Source organism: Shewanella sp. UCD-KL21, from assembly GCF_001957135.1.
Taxonomy (GTDB): domain Bacteria; phylum Pseudomonadota; class Gammaproteobacteria; order Enterobacterales; family Shewanellaceae; genus Shewanella.
Window position 1 is genome coordinate 1 of record NZ_MPHK01000028.1, and the last position, 18,879, is coordinate 18,879.

Annotated in this window: 10 protein-coding genes, 2 tRNA genes and 2 rRNA genes; 13 read left to right on the top strand and 1 reads right to left on the bottom strand. The window is 40.9% G+C overall.

What is annotated here, in order from left to right; all coding sequences use genetic code 11:
• The 10 genes from BM739_RS18130 to BM739_RS18180 all read left to right on the top strand — a co-directional run.
• Positions 1-272 (top strand): 23S ribosomal RNA (locus BM739_RS18130); the annotation flags it as partial.
• Positions 273-491: 219 nt separating this feature from the next.
• A 5S ribosomal RNA gene (rrf, locus tag BM739_RS18135) occupies positions 492-607 on the top strand.
• Between the two features lie 109 nt (positions 608-716).
• Positions 717-793 (top strand) — tRNA-Asp (locus tag BM739_RS18140).
• A gap of 1,266 nt (positions 794-2,059) precedes the next feature.
• Positions 2,060-2,136, top strand: a tRNA-Trp gene (locus BM739_RS18150).
• A gap of 484 nt (positions 2,137-2,620) precedes the next feature.
• Complete coding sequence (locus tag BM739_RS18155; protein WP_139326913.1) at positions 2,621-2,926, top strand: bifunctional 2-polyprenyl-6-hydroxyphenol methylase/3-demethylubiquinol 3-O-methyltransferase UbiG; 306 nt, start codon at positions 2,621-2,623, stop codon at positions 2,924-2,926.
• A 1,125-nt stretch (positions 2,927-4,051) separates the two neighbouring features.
• On the top strand, positions 4,052-4,702 hold the full coding sequence (locus BM739_RS18160; protein ID WP_076543055.1) for a HEPN domain-containing protein: 651 nt from the start codon (positions 4,052-4,054) through the stop codon (positions 4,700-4,702).
• Positions 4,703-4,875: 173 nt separating this feature from the next.
• Positions 4,876-8,025, top strand: a complete 3,150-nt coding sequence (locus BM739_RS18165; protein WP_076543056.1) for a helicase-related protein — start codon at positions 4,876-4,878, stop codon at positions 8,023-8,025.
• Between the two features lies 1 nt (position 8,026).
• Positions 8,027-9,823, top strand: coding sequence for a DUF1998 domain-containing protein (gene drmB / locus BM739_RS18170; protein ID WP_076543057.1), 1,797 nt, complete (start codon positions 8,027-8,029; stop codon positions 9,821-9,823).
• Positions 9,823-11,352 (top strand): DUF5710 domain-containing protein, encoded by a 1,530-nt coding sequence (locus tag BM739_RS18175; RefSeq protein ID WP_076543058.1) that lies wholly within the window; start codon positions 9,823-9,825, stop codon positions 11,350-11,352. Before drmB ends, BM739_RS18175 begins: the two co-directional genes overlap by 1 nt.
• Positions 11,352-12,848: a hypothetical protein gene (locus BM739_RS18180; protein WP_076543059.1), complete on the top strand. Its 1,497-nt coding sequence runs from the start codon at positions 11,352-11,354 to the stop codon at positions 12,846-12,848. Before BM739_RS18175 ends, BM739_RS18180 begins: the two co-directional genes overlap by 1 nt.
• A 200-nt stretch (positions 12,849-13,048) precedes the next feature.
• Here the strand turns inward: BM739_RS18180 and dcm are convergent, their stop codons facing one another.
• Positions 13,049-14,386: a DNA (cytosine-5-)-methyltransferase gene (gene dcm / locus BM739_RS18185; RefSeq protein WP_254843584.1), complete on the bottom strand. Its 1,338-nt coding sequence runs from the start codon at positions 14,384-14,386 to the stop codon at positions 13,049-13,051.
• Between the two features lie 106 nt (positions 14,387-14,492).
• Here dcm and BM739_RS18190 point away from each other — a divergent pair, with 106 nt between their 5' ends.
• Genes BM739_RS18190 through BM739_RS18200 form a run of 3 tightly spaced genes read left to right on the top strand, consistent with a single transcriptional unit; the run spans position 14,493 to position 18,855 of the window.
• Entirely contained in the window at positions 14,493-16,343 is a 1,851-nt protein-coding gene (locus BM739_RS18190) for a DEAD/DEAH box helicase (RefSeq protein ID WP_076543061.1), read from the top strand.
• On the top strand, positions 16,340-17,932 hold the full coding sequence (locus tag BM739_RS18195) for an ATP-binding protein (protein WP_076543062.1): 1,593 nt from the start codon (positions 16,340-16,342) through the stop codon (positions 17,930-17,932). The genes BM739_RS18190 and BM739_RS18195 overlap by 4 nt, the downstream gene beginning before the upstream one ends.
• On the top strand, positions 17,932-18,855 hold the full coding sequence (locus BM739_RS18200) for a hypothetical protein (protein ID WP_076543063.1): 924 nt from the start codon (positions 17,932-17,934) through the stop codon (positions 18,853-18,855). The genes BM739_RS18195 and BM739_RS18200 overlap by 1 nt, the downstream gene beginning before the upstream one ends.
• The last annotated feature ends 24 nt before the right edge of the window (positions 18,856-18,879 follow it).

Consider the following 18,879-nt stretch of genomic DNA (forward strand, 5'->3'; position numbering starts at 1 on the left):
TGATTGAAGGAAGCTGCTCCTAGTACGAGAGGACCGGAGTGGACGAACCGCTGGTGTTCGGGTTGTTATGCCAATAGCATTGCCCGGTAGCTACGTTCGGAATCGATAACCGCTGAAAGCATCTAAGCGGGAAGCGAGTCCTAAGATGAGTCATCCCTAGAGATTTAATCTCTCTAAAGAGCCGTTCGAGACTAGGACGTTGATAGGCAGGGTGTGTAAGCGTTGTGAGGCGTTGAGCTAACCTGTACTAATGACTCGTGAGGCTTAACCATACAACCCAGATGAGTTTTTATCTGAGWTGATGGTAACTAGATTTATTACTTACTGTTAAAGGTAAGACTTAGTGAAGAATAKATAGCGCTTAATGAAGTGGTCATAAAATTGCTCCATGCATTTATGACATCAAGTACCTCCATGTACTTGTCGAACTCAAAGTAAAAAACAGCTTTCCGAATTTAGTTAATCGCTTATGCGGTTAACAACCCAATTTGCTTGGTGACAATAGCATTGTGGTACCACCTGATCCCATCCCGAACTCAGTAGTGAAACGCAATCGCGCCGATGATAGTGTGGGGTCTCCCCATGTGAAAGTAGGTCATCGCCAAGCGCCTAATTTACTCGAAAGAGTCGCTTTATTACAATAAAGCAAGTCTACTAACTTTGACACGTTAGCGACTTAAAAAGAATTTAGTATACTGTGCAAGCAATTTACTAAAGGAGCGGTAGTTCAGTTGGTTAGAATACCGGCCTGTCACGCCGGGGGTCGCGGGTTCGAGTCCCGTCCGCTCCGCCAACATTACGATAAGCCCTGCTAGCAATAGCAGGGCTTTTTCGTCTCTGTTATTTAAAGAATGAATAATAGTGACATGGGAAAGTGGGTTGCTAAAGCAGCTGTAATTCAGTTACTTAGACTCTTGATTAGAGATAAATGGCCTGTCACGTCGGGCGCGGGTTCGTCTCTTGATAAGAGTAAGTCCGCTCCGCCAACATTACGATAAGCCCTGCTAGCAATAGCAGGGCTTTTTCGTMTCTGTTATTTAAAGAATGAATAAATAGTGACATTCGAAAGTGCTTTGCTAAAGCAGATGTAATTCAGTTGCTTAGACTCTTGATTAGAGATAAATGGCCTGTCACGCCGGGGGCGCGGGTTCGTCTCTTGATAAGAGTAAGTCCGCTCCGCCAACATTACGATAAGCCCTGCTAGCAATAGCAGGGCTTTTTCGTCTCTGTTATTTAAAGAATGAATAATAGTGACATGGGAAAGTGGTTTGCTAAAGCAGCGGTAATTCAGTTGCTTAGGCTCTTGATTAGAGATAAACGGCCTGTCACGCCGGGGGGCGTGGGTTCCTCTCTTGATAAGAGTAAGTCCGCTCCGCCAACACAAAGACGCAAGCCTCTACAGCAATGTAGAGGCTTTTTTGTTGTGGAATTTAATAAATTATCAGCCCTAAAGCGACTGTTCTGTTACTGTGATTTTAGAATATCGCTTTTGTTATAAATCGTTGCCATGTCGTACGCCAAAGGCCGTGGGTTAAGCGCTTTTTGATTTGTAGTCTAACCCCTATTAAGCTAAAAGTGTTAAAGGTGCTAGTTCAAGTTGTTTCTGATTTAATCATACGACTGATATTAGCTGCAGCTGGACTCGTGAGCTGAAGCTTGCGATTAAGAGCCTGATAAGAGTGTGTAGGCTCTGCTAGCACAAAGCACAAAGCACAAAGCACAAAGTACAAAGTATTTATTTTAAGCTTAAGTGCAATGTAGAAGCTTTTTAACATTGAAGGTTTATTGATTTTCTAGCTCCTAGACGTATTCAGAGCCTGTTAGAGTGAACTTTACCTTTAAATTAATCTGATAGTGCGACAAAGTATTTCGTTGTCTTCACTGCAAGAATAGTGATCTCAAAAATGCTAATTCACGTATTGTTATTTGCGGAAGTAATTATCAAACTTAAAGTAGATTAAAATTTGATATACTTGGCTGAAAAACCCACAGTCAGTACGTTTGTGATAAATAATGCTTTACCTTTGGCAGTGGTTTTAGCATAATGCATTTCGTCAACAGGGGTATAGTTCCAATTGGTAGAACAGCGGTCTCCAAAACCGATGGTTGCGAGTTCGAGTCTTGCTACCCCTGCCAAATTTAGAAGGCCTAGCAGAAATGCTAGGCCTTTGTCTTTTCTGGCTTTTATTCATTTCCCTATCTTAAAATCACTCTTAAACTCATACTCATATTTTTCAGTATTTTCTGTTTGGTGACCAAATGGTGACCAAATGGTGACCATAGCTTTTTAGAGGCAGCCAATTTTTCTAGTGATAGTTTAGTACTAACACCTAGTGTAAAATTTTTTCAAAATTAATAACGATAATCGAAACTAGATAGTTAGCTTGGGAAGACTCTTTACATTAATAAATAAGAACCTTCTTATTATTAATCTGGGAAATCCACACCGCTTTTGTCAGTTATATTTTTAGAAAATCACCCGCGATCTAACCTTCCATTATTAATAACTTATTAAGCACTTAGACTTTAATCAAAAATAAATCACGGTTCTTTACTAAGCTATCGCCATATGTAACCTAGCCGTATATCATGGGTTAACAAGGACATATGGCGCATTTTCATGAACTCAACCTCTCTTTTTTATAGTCAGAATGCTATAGAGCTCGCTGAACAATATAATGGTCTTGATTTTAAGTCTGTACACCAATCGTGGAAGTTATATTGGCCAAAATCAGGATCGAATGTTTTAGATATTGGTGCTGGTTCTGGGCGTGATGCTAAGTGGATGAATGAGCAAGGTTGTGAGGTCATCGCCGTAGAGCCAAATGATGCATTGCGTCAAATCGGGCTACAAAGTACAGGCCCAGAAGTCACTTGGCTTAATGATTCACTTCCTGCTCTTGAAAACGTGCAAAGCTTAGTGTAGTGGTTTAGTTAAATTGGCCATTTATTTGAAGGTTAACCTCAATTAGTTTTCGTTATTTTAGTCATATTTATTGAGATGTGAACTAGAGCGCTTTTAGCATTAACCTTATGAAGCTTTTGTCCTAAAATGAGCTAGCTAAGAATTAAGTGAGTGGCCAGTTTTAACTAGCCATTACAGTTCAAATTAACGTGCTGTGGAGTAATGGTGAAACGAAAGCTGTTGCAACAGCAGCAACAGATATCACTCCATAAATACTTCATCCCATACTCACCGTTTTAATACCCTGTACGTAAAAGGTGCATGGTATTAAAGCTTGTGCTAATTCCAATGCTCGGTGGACATTTTAACGATGTGATTAATACACCTCATCATAAAGTCATCGCAGTACTCAATATCAGTTAGCTAAGTAAGAGAAAGTTGTCTTACTTTAGTTCAAGCCTCTTGGCACGGAATTCATCTGGTTGTAGTGGTTGTGTTTAGTTAGGATTGAGTGATTACGACGGTATTATTTTGTAAGTCCAGTATAAATTTTATATCAAAAATGGTGACCATAGCTTTATATGCAGTAAATTTAAGACTTTGTTATCGGTTAACTGTTACTCAATGAAATTTTTATAAAGAAAAGTATTCTAGGGTTAATGGAATGGGGCCATATAATCCTTCACCAATTAAGTGTTAAACCATCAATATCAATTATTTTAAGCTATCACCTCACCCTGACTCTTAATATTTGTTACAAACTGAGGTCGAAGTAAAACTTTATAAAATGGCTAAGCATGCCTGACTTTTTTCGTTAAAATGTCAAAAATTAAGTATTCAAATACAAAACGCAGATCTCTCCTGATGTACATAAATCTTGGCAATCCTATTGGCGTGATTCAGAAATAATACTCTTAAATTTGGATGCAGGAATAGTAGGTAACTCAAAAGAATAGCGCACATGACATCTGGCAATATAACTGTTCTACCTAGTGTTTCAGTCTGAATTCCTTTATCTGATATCCAATACTGCTTAATTTGTAAGTTTATATCATCAACTGTGGCGAACCATCCCGTTACGGGACGGTACCCTGAGCTAAGTGCAAGAGCCAATTAGATTTTGAGTAATGGCTTAAGGGAGAAGAAATGGATTTCGATAATTTAAAAAGTAAGCAAAGAAGAATACGTGATGACTTTCCTGAAGGTTTAGCGTTAAGAGTTCACCGCGCATTGAGTTGGTTAAATAAGTCAGAGCAATGTGAAGATGACAAAGACAGCCAGTTCATTTTCTTATGGATCGCATTTAATGCGGCTTACTCTCAAGACACCGAAGTACTCAGGCACACAGAGTCAGAAGCCTTCTCATTATTTATGTCTAAATTAGTTGAGCTGGATGCGGATAAGCAGCTTTACTCACTGATATGGTCTGAGTTTTCTACCAGCATAAGAGTATTGTTAGATAACCAATATGTCTTTCAGCCCTTTTGGGACTTCCAAGCAGGGAAGATCACCGAGAGTGAGTGGCAACAGCTTTTTTCAAATGCCAAATCAAAAGCAAATGTCGCGCTTTCATGCCAAAAAACCGATACCTTGATATTTGTCGTCTTGCAACGGCTCTATACTCTGAGAAATCAGCTTATCCATGGTGGTGCAACCTGGAATAGCTCGGCAAACCGTGAACAAATCCGTGACGGTGTTGCTTTCTTATCAAAGCTAGTGCCAATCATTATCAATATCATGATGGATAGCCCCAATGAGCTATGGGGAGATGCGAATTATCCTGCCTTGAATAGTTAAATCGGAAGGAGAGAGTGCAATGTTTATGTTAACAGCAGAAATCAGTTCGAATAGTCGCAATAATTTCATCAATACAAATCATGAGTTAAATATCAATAAACTGATGTGTGATAGGCTAGACAAAGCGCGAACTGATTGCAGGTTGCTTTCTCTTGCTTTGAAAGGAAAATTGAATGTCATCAAATGAATTTGAGTCTGCTCGAAAGCAGCTTCTCGAGTATGTAAGGCTACAGTTAATAGGTCCGGTTGATGGACCTGAAGAAGAAATAAAAGACGCACCACACAAGCGTTATTTAGCAGGAACACTATTTCCTCCAGCAGCTTCCAGAGACGAGCTTGATGAGACTCTGGGAGAGGACTCTACTACCGAAGCGCTGAGTAACGACTTTAAGCCATCCTCTATGGCGTTGTCTTTTGCAGCTCAAAGTTCATCAACGTTTGAGGTTCATATATCTGCGGCAAGATATTCGAGAGACCAGCAGTCAGGTTGGAAAAGAACACCACTTGATTACTCTATGGAGATTGACCTTGCTAGAGGGAGTCTCCCATCGACATCCATATTTGATGAAAATGCCCGCCTAGATGTTGCAATTAAGCCTTATATTTCAGGCCGCATTGTTACTATTGCATTTTCTAATCAAACTAAATCGGGTGAAAACCTCAGGCCTCAAGACTGTTTCTATCAGTGCCAAATATCTGTAACTACGAAAGAAGGCAAGTTTGCTGAATACCCGAGCAGTGATCGCTTTAAACTCGATGATGAGCAAAAGGAATTGGCTTTAACTTACAGGAACCGAGTCCCCTGGGGCGTGGGACACGGTGTCGCTGTAAGTTGGAATAAACATGAAGGAGATAGAGTCCCATTTGAACTTCATACAGAAATAATTCCAAGTCACGAGGTGAAAGGCTTTACCACAGATCTAGACAAAGAAAAATTTCCCTATTTAACTGATGAAATGTTGAGCATTCATCGTGTTGCGGATACTAAATCGACATCATCAGACTCACTACTAAATGATTATCAACGTTTGATAGATGCCTACAAAGGTTGGGTTAGTGAATTAGATAGAGAAGTTCTAGCTCCCAGATATGATGGGGCAAAAAACAGAGTAATAAATAGATTGCGAGCTGCAGCAGATCGAATGAATGCGGGCATAGATCTATTAAGATCTGATGCACTGGCTATGCAAGCTTTCCGTCTTGCAAATGAAGCGATGCTGATGCAAATGATTCATTCAGGTGGGAGTTATTCTGGGACTGCAAAATCTAGAGACTGGGGATACAAAACACCAGATTATTTCGCTGAAGAAATAGTCGGTAAATTCAACTGGCGTCCGTTCCAGTTGGCCTTTCAATTGCTGGTTTTAGAGTCACTCATTCCAAACGATAAAGGTGAATTTTCTAACTCTCATGAAGATGTAGATTTGTTGTGGTTCCCTACTGGTGGAGGCAAAACTGAGGCGTATCTTGCTGTTGCAGCTTGGGAAATGATTTATCGCCGTTTGAAATATGGAGAAGCTGGTGGTGGTACATCAGTAATCAAGCGTTATACACTGCGCTTGTTGACCTCCCAACAGTTTCAGCGAGCGGGCAGCTTGATTTGTGCATTAGAAGTATTACGCCAGCGAGAGCCTTTAAAGCTAGGGACCGAGAGATTTAGCTTGGGGTTGTGGGTTGGTTCTGCAAGTGCGCCAAATGATTATAAGTCTGCAGCAGAAAAATATAAAGAGCAGCGAGAGGCAGATCAACCAGAAAATCCATTTCAGCTCCAAGTTTGCCCTTGGTGTGGTACCTCAGTATTCCCACATAGACACTCTGATAATTCTGCTGATTATGGTGTGAATTGTGATCAATACTCCAAGTTCGAGTTTATATGTCCATCCAGTGATTGTGAGTTCCATAGTCACTTACCAGTTCAGGTAGTTGATGAGGCGTTATATGACGCACCACCTAGCCTATTGATTGGAACGATAGACAAATTTGCACGATTGACATGGAAAGCCGAAGCCGCAGCCTTTTTCGGTAAGAGCTCAAAGAGACCTCCTAGCTTGATCATTCAAGACGAGTTGCACCTCATTTCTGGGCCCCTAGGAACAATAGCTGGGATATATGAAACTGGTTTTGACAGTATCATGGAGACTCTAGGGCACAAACCTAAAGTTATAGCAGCCACAGCAACAATTCGAAGTGCGAACCAACAAGTTAACCGGTTGTTTGGTCGCAATGTTGCTATTTTTCCTCCATCAGGTACTGACGAAGCAGATTCGTTCTTTTCAAAAGAAGACTTAGACAATCCCGGACGAATGTACGTCGGTGTAATGCCATCTGGTCATACAGGGCAGACTGGTTTGGTTCAATTAGGAGCTGCTTTACTTCAAGCGCCTCAAGACCTTGGCTTTTCGAATATAACACAAGACAGTTACTGGACATTGCCTATATATCACAACTCACGAAGAGAATTGGGTAAAACAATGACCTTAGCTCGAGATGATATACCTGCGCGTGTTGGTGTCATTACAAAAGAGGGACAAGAAGCCCGAGATATCCAGTCAGTTGAAGAGCTAAGTGCAAGCGTCAAAGGCCCTAGAATTCCTGAAATTCTCGCCAAGCTAGAGAAGGAAATGATGTCCGGTGATGAAGTAGTAGATGTATTACCCTGTACCAATATGATTTCAGTAGGCGTCGACATTGGCCGGTTAGGTATGATGCTAATTGCCGGACAACCCAAAGCAACGGCTGAATACATTCAGGCGTCTAGCCGCGTAGGACGTAAGAAAACTCGTCCACCAGGCATAGTATTCACACAATATTCTGCCACTAAGCCAAGGGACCGTTCTCACTATGAGTCGTTTAAAAGTTATCACCAAGCTTTGTACCGCTATGTAGAGCCGACAAGTGTCACTCCTTGGGCTATGCCGGCGGTAGAAAGGGCGTTACACGCGTCATTGATTGCTGTCGTTCGGATGACAGGGTATCTCAGAGAAAACAAGAATGCGAAGTTTTTCGACAAAGAAAATGATGAGTTCGTTGAGATTCGTGAGGTATTTACTCGCAGAATCAAGCAATCAATGAGTGGAATGGATACATCAGAGCAAGTTAAGGTTTTGTCCTATTTGGACCAAATAATTGACGAGTGGCATCGTAAAGCAAACAGTGATGACAAGCCAATTAGCCTGTACGAGTCGGGAGGGGCGGGAAAGCAGTTTAGACCATTGTTTAAGTCGTTTGATGACAACGTGAGTGAGCATGCAGATGCATGGAATACTTTGAATTCAATGCGCAGCGTTGATACAGAAACCCATATTTTGGTTCGAGGAGAATAAGATGTCTGGTGCTAATCGCAGTTATAGAAGCTCACAACTTATTAGTCCGTTTGGACCAGGCTCAATTATTGATATTGGGAATGAATCCCTAATTCTTATGGATATAAAACAGTGGCCAACGAAGCTTGAAGAGATAAAGCTTGACCGTTTAACAAAAGAAGCAGGGGTGTGGGCGCTTAAAAAGCCCCCTGTATTAAACAGCCGCTGGGAGAGCATCCACAAGAATAACTCGCTGATGACTCATCGTTTTCCTACATGGATGTTTTGCCCTCGCTGCCGGAGACTAAAGCGTTGGAGTAGAGAAGACCCTGTCAATGAAAATGGTGTACCGACTTGTGAAAACAGCAAGTGTAAGAACAAGATATTAGTTCCAATGCGTTTTGTTGCTGCATGTAATCATGGACATTTACAAGATGTTCCTTGGGACCGGTGGGCACACCAAAATCAACCAGAGCAATGCTCGATGCCCAAAGACCAGCTCTATTTTATAACAAATAGTAATCGAGGAAGTGGTCTTGATGCGCTAGAGGTCCATTGTAAAAACTGTGGAGCAACTAACTCTCTGGGAAACATCATGCAAGAAGGCGCTTTACGCTCCCGCTGTTTAGACAAACAACCTTGGGAGTATAAAGAAGACTTTAGTTCAAGCTGTGAGGAAACTTTACGCGTATTGCAAAGAGGTGCAAGTAACCTTTACTATCCCATAATTCGTTCCGCTCTAGATATTCCCTATGAGTCTAGCTCTCAGGGAAACAGCATTATCGATGCTATAAAAGACACCGAAGATTACGATGATTTATTAAGAGCATTAGAAAGAGGGAAGTCAAAACGGGCTGCTCAATGTGCAGATGATTTAGCGGATGATTTTGGCTTCTCTGCAGATGATATTTTAGAAGCGGTAAGTTCAGGTGGTGAGCCCAAAAGAGAATTTCGTATCCCTGATGATAAAGATCTGCGTGTCGCTGAGTGGGACGTCCTGAGTGCTGCAAATATTAATGATAAACAAAGTGACAACTTCAAAACTCGAGCGGCACTAATTGATAGCTCTAAAGCATTTGGCTTTGATAAATACATCAAAAAGATTGTCTTACTCGACAAACTTCGTGAAGTAAGAGCTTTCTGTGGTTTTGAAAGGGTTAAGCCTGATGATAACCCAGTTCTGATGAGATCAGCTGATGGTCAAAAATCATGGTTACCAGCATGTGAAGTATACGGTGAAGGTATATTTATCGAGTTTAGTCAAACCATGATAGATGAGTGGCAACACCAAGCTGACCAGTTTGTCAGGCCAAGATTAGAGAGTGTTTTAAGGCGCTATGCTTCCGTGACCTCAAGTTATTTGCCTGAGCCAACGGCGAAATTCATGGCACTACATACTTTTGCTCATTTAATTATTCGTCAGTTGAGCTTCGAGAGTGGTTATTCAAGTGGTTCTCTTCGTGAGCGAATTTATGCCGATGAGGGGCAAGCTGGTATATTAATCTATACAGCAGACGGAGATTCAGAAGGTAGCCTAGGTGGGTTGGTCCAACAAGGTGAACCTCTGCGCTTGTTCCCCGCTTTCGTGGCAGCACTCGAAACCGCTAACTGGTGTTCTAATGACCCAGTGTGCAGTGAAATGGAATCTCAAGGTGTTATGGGGCTGAATAAGGCCGCCTGTCACTCATGCTCCCTAGTTTCCGAAACTAGCTGCGAACACAATAACTTGTTGTTAGACCGAAAATTACTAATTGGTGATGATGGTGCGCAAGGATTGTTTAGTCAAATAATGAAGAAAATTTGTGAGGAATACAGCTAATGCGCATGCCTAATGCTCGTCAAATTAGCGAGGAACAGCAAGACGTTTTTGAAGAGGCACCAATTACCGGTAATGTACTGGTAACGGGCCCTCCGGGAACAGGTAAAACGGTGATTGCCTTTTTGCGAGCTCAAGCTTTAACTCGAAAAAGCACGCCTGCTACTGTATTGATGTATAACCGAGTATTAAGACGCTACACGGAAAATGTGGCTAAAGATATTCAAGGCGAGGTGTCGTCAAAGACTATGCACAGCTGGCTTCCAGATTGGTGGAAGAAGCATCGGATTGCTCGTGAAGATGAAGATACTAGTATTGAGACCGAACAAAAGTCATCAAAAGTTTATTTGAATAGCCCATATTCAGATAAAGATGAAGTCAAAGCTGCGGGAGGTCGATGGGACGGAAGCCTTAAAAAGTGGTTCGTACCAAGAGAAATATATGATGGTGAGCCTGACAAATTTGCTAAGTGGCCTGAGTTTGATTCTTCTTCGACCCAAAAACATCCTAATCGTGTTTATCTTCAATCGAACTATAACGAGCGAAAAGAAGTAAGAGAAGCCGGAGCTAAATATGAAGCATCTAAAAAGCAGTGGTGGGTTACTCAAGAACAGGTGAATCAAACCCCAGAAAGATTCGAAAAGTGGTTAGGCTGTAGTTGTAAGCTTGCTCCCCCAGAGATAAGTAAATGGCATTACGACTGGGAGACAATGCTTGATCAATACGTAGAGTTAACTGATGAAAATATTGTTGATTGGGGGCATTTGATTATTGATGAAGCTCAAGACTTCTCGCCTGATATGTTTAAGTTTTTGCGATCTGCTGGTCGAATGATGGACAAAGGTGGCATAACTATCCTAGCTGATGAAAATCAACGTCTTCATGAAGGGCAAAACTCTTCTTTGGATGAGATACGCCGTAACCTAAGAGTGAAAGAAGACAGAGAGTTCAAGTTAACTAAAAACTTTCGAAATACTCAACCTATCGCATTGATGGCAAAACATTTCTATACCGGTTTGCCTACAGGGGTACCAGAGGTACCTGAAAAAACAGGTAGTAAGCCGAAATTAATAGCAACCTATGAACAAACAAAACAAGCTGACTTTATCAAGAATTTTCTACAGTTACGAGGTGCCCAAGAAGTTGCAATAATAGTAGACTCAGATTTAGACAGAGCTTTTTATTTAGACAAACTAGATAAAGCACTACCAAATTATCAAGTGCAGTATTATTCAAGCTCAAAACCTCAAACCAGTGAATTGTTAGCATTTGATAAGCAGGGAATTATTACTATATTGAATCGTCGAAGCTGTAAGGGCTTGGAGTTTGATACTGTATTTATTCCTGATTTACAAAATTTCTCATTCAGTGATACGGAACTAACCACATTTAACATGAACATGTACGTGATGTGTTCTCGAGCTCGGTCAGAGTTAGTCCTTATGTATGTTAAAACGAGAACTGCGCCAGCTCCAATTTTGAAGTATTTACCAAGTGAAAGTTCAGGTTTAATGGAATATCGAGAACTATAATGACGACAAGTTTATTCAATTCAGACTCTTCCTACGTGGTTATAACGAGGAAGCATTTATCAAGAATAGTTTTACCCTATGAGGTAATTCTAAATTCGCTATGCTATCGCATAAATGACTCGACAGTTTTCAATGCTAGCACCGCCTTAAGTCTTGTTTCTGGAGGTAACTTTGCTGATGATTTAGTGCTTCTAGAGATTGCATATACCAGTGTTAAACGAGCTTACCCATTGTCTGGTTTAGTGAGCGTGTGGTTTGCAACTCAAGATGCTAAAGAATTATTTATAGATAGGGGCTACGAGAACTATGATGTTGAGCATCTTAATTGCGAAGTGGTTAGCGCGGGACAAATAGGCGTCTCTCCTGAAGCTTTGAGTATCGACAAACCTGAAAGCTCTGTGAGCAAATTTGATCTGGTAAAGCAAGACGGTATCTTAGCTCTAGCATATGAGCAGATACTGTCGGAACCTAACAGTATCACATCAATGAAAGCCGAACTTTTATCGGTGCAGACTCTAGATGGTCTACTGGATTACTTACTAGATTCAAAGGAGCTTAGTCCACTGGAGCATGAGGTGCAAAGGGTTTTTGCTCAATTATGTATAGAGAACAGTCTAGATTCTGGTTGGGATACATACTCTATTCTTAGCTCCTTAAACGAGCAGTTGAGCACGTCAGTTACAAGCTACCACCAGTACGAAGTTTGGTCACAAAAAGCACATGCTTTAGTTAGTGGTGCAGGAGCTCTAGATATTCCATTAAACGATAATGGCTCTCATGTTCTAAGAGCAATAATCCTCGTTTTGTTGAATCCAGAGCAGGAGGGGCTTTTAGCGATCAAGTCTCAGCTGGGAGAAAATATAGGTGATGGTGTATTTAATATTGCTAGATCATTTGTGTTATTGCGCTCAGGGTATAGCCTACTGGATTTTCATCAGCGTGAACGTTTAGGTGTTAATCGTACTTTCATACAAGACTTAAATGCTGCGCTGTATAATGAAGACTTTTCAGCATTCAGCCAAACGAGTGACAGCGAAGTTATTGAAGAGAGTGTTGTCGAGGAGGCTTCTTATCAACAGAGAGATGAAACTGTTATCGAGGTGATTGAATCTAAATTCGCATTGTCGAGTGTCGATTTCGTCACAGAAACAGAGGAAGGACTAGAGGGCTTCAATGCTTATTCGATAAATGGCTTGGTTCCTAACGCTGGTTTTGTCGCAATATTACTCGAAGAGCAGAAAACATCACAGCTCTATTATTGGTTAATTGACAGAAGAGGCGGCGATGGAAAATACAAAGGAAAACTAGGTATCGACTTGTTGCAAATTCAGTCAAATTTACCTTCAGATTATAGATTTGAAGTAGATGAAAATGGTGTGTTCCTGCGTCTGTCGGCAGATATTCATGGTGCGGACAAGTTGAAGCAAGCACTAGTGCAGATAAAAGACTATCTCTCTATTGTAAAAGCTGTTAATGCTAGAAAAAGCAGCTTTTGACCTATAGAAAAACTAAAACAGCAAGCTAGAAAAGCTTGCTGTTTTTATGAGGGTGTTTAGACAGCGTGCTAGAAATTTAAAAATTAGCCTGACATAGAATATTGAACGCTCTCATATGCACTTTGAGCCATTATCGAAATAGCTATTTTTGAGTAAGGCCCCTTTCATGTCAAAAAGAACATTTTAAGAGGCTTCATAATTTAACCCGCTTTAGTTTGTGAGGTATCTTGGCTTAAGCTTTCAGCGGTAGATAAAGCATTTACCATTTGTTCTGCAACTGCCTCAATCACTTTCATGCATACAGAGTTACCGAATTGCTGGTAAATCTGATTTTGCGATACTGCATTAACTATAAAATTTTCTGGAAACCCTTGCAATCTAGCACATTCACGTGGTGTTAGTTTACGAGGGTTTTTCTTTATATGGCTTTGATCCATTAGTATTTCAGAACCATCTTTATAATATCGTGCACTAATCGTATTGGTGTATTCACTATCAGCATTGAATAATGAGTAACCGAAACCATTACCTTTTGTTTTGTGTTCAGCTTTGCGTTTTTGATGTCCTTCCCAAAGCCTGTCTGAAATAGTAAATCTGTCTTTCCCGTATTCTTCTCTATCTTCTTCTAACTCTTCCTTTGTTTGCAGGATATTTCCAACTCGAGTTGGTGTCTTTGGAGGCTCTGGCCAGCAAAAAGCTTTATCAAAATTTACATTTGGATACTGGTCTTTATCAAAGCCTATGATAAAGACTCGCTCTCTATTTTGAGGGGCTCCAAAATCACCAGCTCTTAGTACTCTGACATCAACCCAATAATTTAATTTTACCGCTAAAGCATGGCGTGATTCTTCGCTCATCGGTATATCTTCAGGGATTTCTTGCTCATGCTGTCCCTGTAATATTTCCATTATCATTTTGAGCGTGCGACCTTTGTCATGCCCCCTAAGCTGCTTTACATTTTCAAGTAAAAAAGCCTTTGGCCTTTTATTTGCCAAAATTCGCTGCACTTCAAAAAACATCGTTCCGCGAGTATCACTAAACCCTTTTCCTAAACCTGCTTGTGAAAATGATTGGCATGGAAAACCACCAAGAAGAACTTCATGATCAGGGATATCTTTGGCTGTTATTTTTGTGATATCCCCATTTGGCATGTCACCGTAATTTGCTAAGTATGTTTTTTGAGCAAATTTATCCCATTCAGAAGTGAATACGCAGTGGCCTCCTAATTGTTGGAAAGGATAGCGGATACCTCCAATACCAGCAAAAAGATCGATAAACCTAAAGTTAGCAGCATTTATGTTTCCTTGCTTTAGGGGGGCGTTATCATAGAAATTCTGCATTTCTTTTTCAAGATCTACAATTTTCCCCCATTTTAAGGTTGAAGGCTTATGTTCGCCAGCTTCCCAGCCTCGAATTGTTCGCTCGCCGTCTTTTCCTAAACCTATCAAATTTGCTAGCTCACGTTGACCTAGACCAAGTTTTTTTCGTAACTCTCTGATATAGTTTGATGTATTCAATTTTTGCACCATTACACTCATTTAAATATCCGGTTTTTGCCCCGGTGATGGCGTAACTGTATATAGAGACATACTAAAAAGCAAGGATTATCCGGTTTTTGACCTGGTATATATATGGGACTTGTAAATGAACTACATAATTAACGATGGTGTTGTTGAACAGCACGGTAGCAAAGTTCCGCCAGAGGCAGTGTTTAAGCTAGGCAGGTTCACAGCTTTAGTCGATGGCATTAATACTGATTTTGTTGTTTCCAAACGGCCTACTCAAATACAATTTATCTTTGAACTTTCACCTGAGCCCTTTTTCACTTTAAAGTTTAGAGGGCTGGCTTTAGATGCCACACAGAGTGCAGCGCTAGTCAGTTGTGGCTATTTTATCTTAGATAACTCGCGAGTCTGTTTTGTTAGCTCAAGAGTGACTGAACATTTGGATGTGGCATTCGGGGATTTACCTCTACCCAAATTAATCAAACTCCTTAGGTCTCTTTTTCAAGAGGGACTAATAACCAAGATCCCATCAGACCTCATTGAGCAACTAAGAGCTAATCAGCAGAAAGAGTCTCACCACAAAAAATTATTTGCTCAATCACTTTATCCTTATCAAGAGACGGGGGTTAATTGGCTCAGCTTTTGTGTTGAAAACTCGGTGGGAACTATTCTGGCAGATGATATGGGGCTTGGGAAAACAGCACAGGTTATTGCTTTATGCTGCGATGTGTTAGAAAAGAACCCCAATAGTAGAATTCTCATTGTTGTTCCCAACCCTCTTCTAGATAATTGGGTTCGGGAGTTTAGCTTTTTTGCCCCCAGTATTACCCCTTATCTCCATTATGGTAATCAGCGTAGAGGGGTTGCTTCGGCATTCGATGGTAGCAATGTGATCATTACCCCTTATACGACGATGTCGTCAGATATCACTATGTTTGAAGATGTGCACTTTGACCTAGCGCTATTTGATGAAGCCAGTATGTTGAAGAACCCTAGCTCAGGTCGCTCTCTCTCTGCTAGGCGTTTAGATGTTGGTGTTACAGTCGCCATGTCGGGTACCCCAGTAGAGAATAGTCTAATGGATGCGTGGTCTTTAAGTGATCTCGTTTTCCCTAGTTTCTTAGGCTCTCAAAGCAGCTTCAAGAAGACTTACGTTCACTCTGACTTATCAGAGACGTTAAACAAGAATCTCGAAGAGTTAGAAAGCAGCCTTCGCCAAATTACGTTACGCCGAATGAAAAAAGACGTATTGAAGCAACTTCCTGAAAAACTAGATATTCACACAGCAGTATCGCTAGGTGAGAAAGAAGCAGCTTGCTACGACTCAATAATTGATGAGATGAAGGATGATGCCAAGAGTGGTGGTGGTGGTATCCTTCCTTTGATCAATAAACTTCAGCAGTTTACGGCGCATCCAGCGTTACTCGACCCGTCGATTGATAAAGATGTAAGAAGCCTTCGAGCACACAGTGCGAAATTTGAACTGCTCACTCTTCAGCTTGACAACATAGCCAACGCAAATGAAAAGGTAATTATTTTTGCGACTTTCCAAAAGGTGATCGATCTCATTCAAGGTGCAGTAAAAGAAAGATTTGGACTAGTACCGAGTGTGATTGATGGTAGAACGCCGAATGAGGAACGACAACCTTTAATTGATAGTTTTTCTACATCTGAAGGGTTTGATGTATTACTTTTGCATCCCAAAACGGCGGGGATGGGCTTAAATATTACGGCCGCAACGAATGTTATCCACTACTGCCGACAATGGAACCCAGCTCTTGAAGAGCAAGCCACAGCTCGAGCATGGCGTAACGGGCAAGATAAGGTCGTGAATGTGTATTACATGTATTATGCCAATACCATCGAAGAAAAAATTGATGAAAGAATTCGGTTAAAACGGCAGCTTAGTGAGCGGGTTGTTTCGGTGACAGATGATAAAGAAACAGACAAGCAAATCATGCTTGCTTACTTGGAAAAATTAGGATTATGAGTCAAAAAATAGATTTACTCGAAGACGATGACTTTCGTCCGTCTGCGGCTCGTTTAGTCGAGAGCTTACGAGATACAGGCTATAGCAAAGAAGCGGCTTTTGCTGACATCATTGATAACTCAATTGCAGCGAATGCAACCCGAGTTGAAGTTGAACTTCAATATATGATGGGAGAGTTCAGAGTGATCATTACTGATAACGGTGATGGCATGTCAGAAGAGCAACTTAGAAGTGCGATGCGGTACGGCTCCCCAAGGCGGAATAATCCTAAGTCATTGGGGAAGTTTGGCATGGGACTAAAGACAGCTTCAACCGCATTTTGTCGTCGATTGGTTGTGTTATCACAGCAAAATGGCACCAGTTCTGGTCGTGCATGGGACATTGATAAAATTATTGCTTCTGATCGATGGGAGCTTGAAACCCCAGATTCTAATGAGTATTACGAAGATTATGAAGCGCTTTCAGACTTTTCAGAAACCAGTGGCACAATGATAATTTGGGAGAACATTGACCGTTTAGTTAAGGCGGGCAGTGAAAAACAAATGCGAGACCAAATAAGAGCTCTTGGTGAAGAGCTATCTTTGGATCTTAGCGCCGTATTCTTTAAGTTCTTAAAGGCTGAAGAAGTTACTATTTCCATGAAGGTTGGTGATGCGCCAGCAGTTAACCTAATAGGGTGGGATCCTCTTTCTTCGGATTTAAATCGCTCTAGTGAAGGCGCTCGCTCTCGAGTGTTAAAAGAAAAAGCTGTGTCTGTAGAGCATCAAGGAAAAAATCTGTCGTTTACAGTAAAAGGTGGGGTTATTCCATCTCAAAATGATCTTGATGCGGATGAAATAGATTACGTTCGTTATGGTCTTGATAATCAAGGTTTATATATTTATCGTGAGGGCCGACTTATCTGGCATGATGGGTGGCCTCATCGAATGTATAAGAAAGAAAGTAAGATCACCCGCCTTAGAGTCGAGCTTAATTTCACTCATGAACTTGATGATGTGTTTAGTATCGACTTCAGAAAAAGCCGAGTCATTATACCTGTTGAGATCCGAGAAGAACTTAAACGATTGATTGCACCATGGAGGCAAGAGCTTCTTAAGGGTCAAAATCGATTAGTTGCAGCGAATACAAAGCGCGCACATGGTCCTGCAGACAAGGCAATTGATAAGCACAAGAAGCATACTAAAAACTCAGAAATCAAAGTGGATGGTGACACTGTCACTATTAGAAATCAGAATCAAATGAAGCCGACCGTGATTGAAGGCATCCGAGTTTATGACGATAAAACGGTTCGAGTTCATGAAGAAAACTCCTTGTTAGGTGATGATTTGTGGGAGCCATCATGTGATGAAGAAGGTAATACTTGCGTTACGTTAGGCAAGTCTCATCCGTACTTTCACAAAATGTATAACGTTTGCAAAGATAACGTTGAAGCGATGAAGGCTTTGGACATGTTGCTGTGGAGCTTATCAAACGCAGAGCATGGTGAGTTCTCTGAAGCAAACCAACACACATTAAAAGGGTTTCGTCAAAAAGTGAGTCAAACGTTACGTTACTTGAGCATTGAACTACCTGATACAGAGGAAGACTAATGAGTTATCAATATGATTTATCCGATTTTAAACGTTACTTGAATGACAAAAACTCTAAGTATCGAGTGGATGGTCTTATCTTCTGGAAGACCACTATTCCTCTACCGATAGATTTGTTTAACCGAATTTTCAATGAGTCTGATCAAATTGTTACTGACTATGTATATCAGCTAGCCGCTAGTGCAGTTGTATTCAGTCATCGAGATTCATTTGAAAGTGAATTTTCGATAGCTGTAACTGATTTACCCAAAAATGACTTAAAGAAAAAAAACAAACTCTTAGAGGGATGGTTAACAGAACATTTACCGAGTAACTCAGCCGTACCACACATGGCTTATGAGGTTGCCGATATTTTGGGTCTAGGTAATTTTATTTTTTCTGTAAAAAAAGTAGCTGCTGCATTGCAACATCAAGGTAAGAAGTACGCCAGAATTTTCATGCCCACGGAAGTGAGAGTATTGTTCAATCGTATCTCCGATGTTGATAGTGTTGGGCAAGACAATACCGATATGTTTGGCAACATTATTGCTGATCGTTATGGTATTTATCGAGCAGGTTTCGGTGATGCTTTAGTTGCTATTTTTAATGGGTTGCTTGATTTTCGTATCCTATGCTCAGGTCGAGGAGATCATCTAAATCAATTCAGAGTTATCACGCCACTTATTGAAGATATTGATGTACGTTTTGGTAAAACATCAGATGGTTCGCTTTGGGAGCCGGGCTACGAAGATGATCATTACATCACGCTAAATAGTGAGCATCCTTTAGTAAGAAACTTGTCCGAAGGTGAATCACAACCTTTGGCTGAGTTCTTGTTTTTCCTTGGTGAGTTTGAAAATGGGCAGTTTTCAGAAACGAATAAAAAGCTCATTGAAAATCTGCGCCAAGAAGTTTCACGTAGCTTATGGATTAAGCACGACTAACAGTTTTCAGCCGCTAAGCAGCGG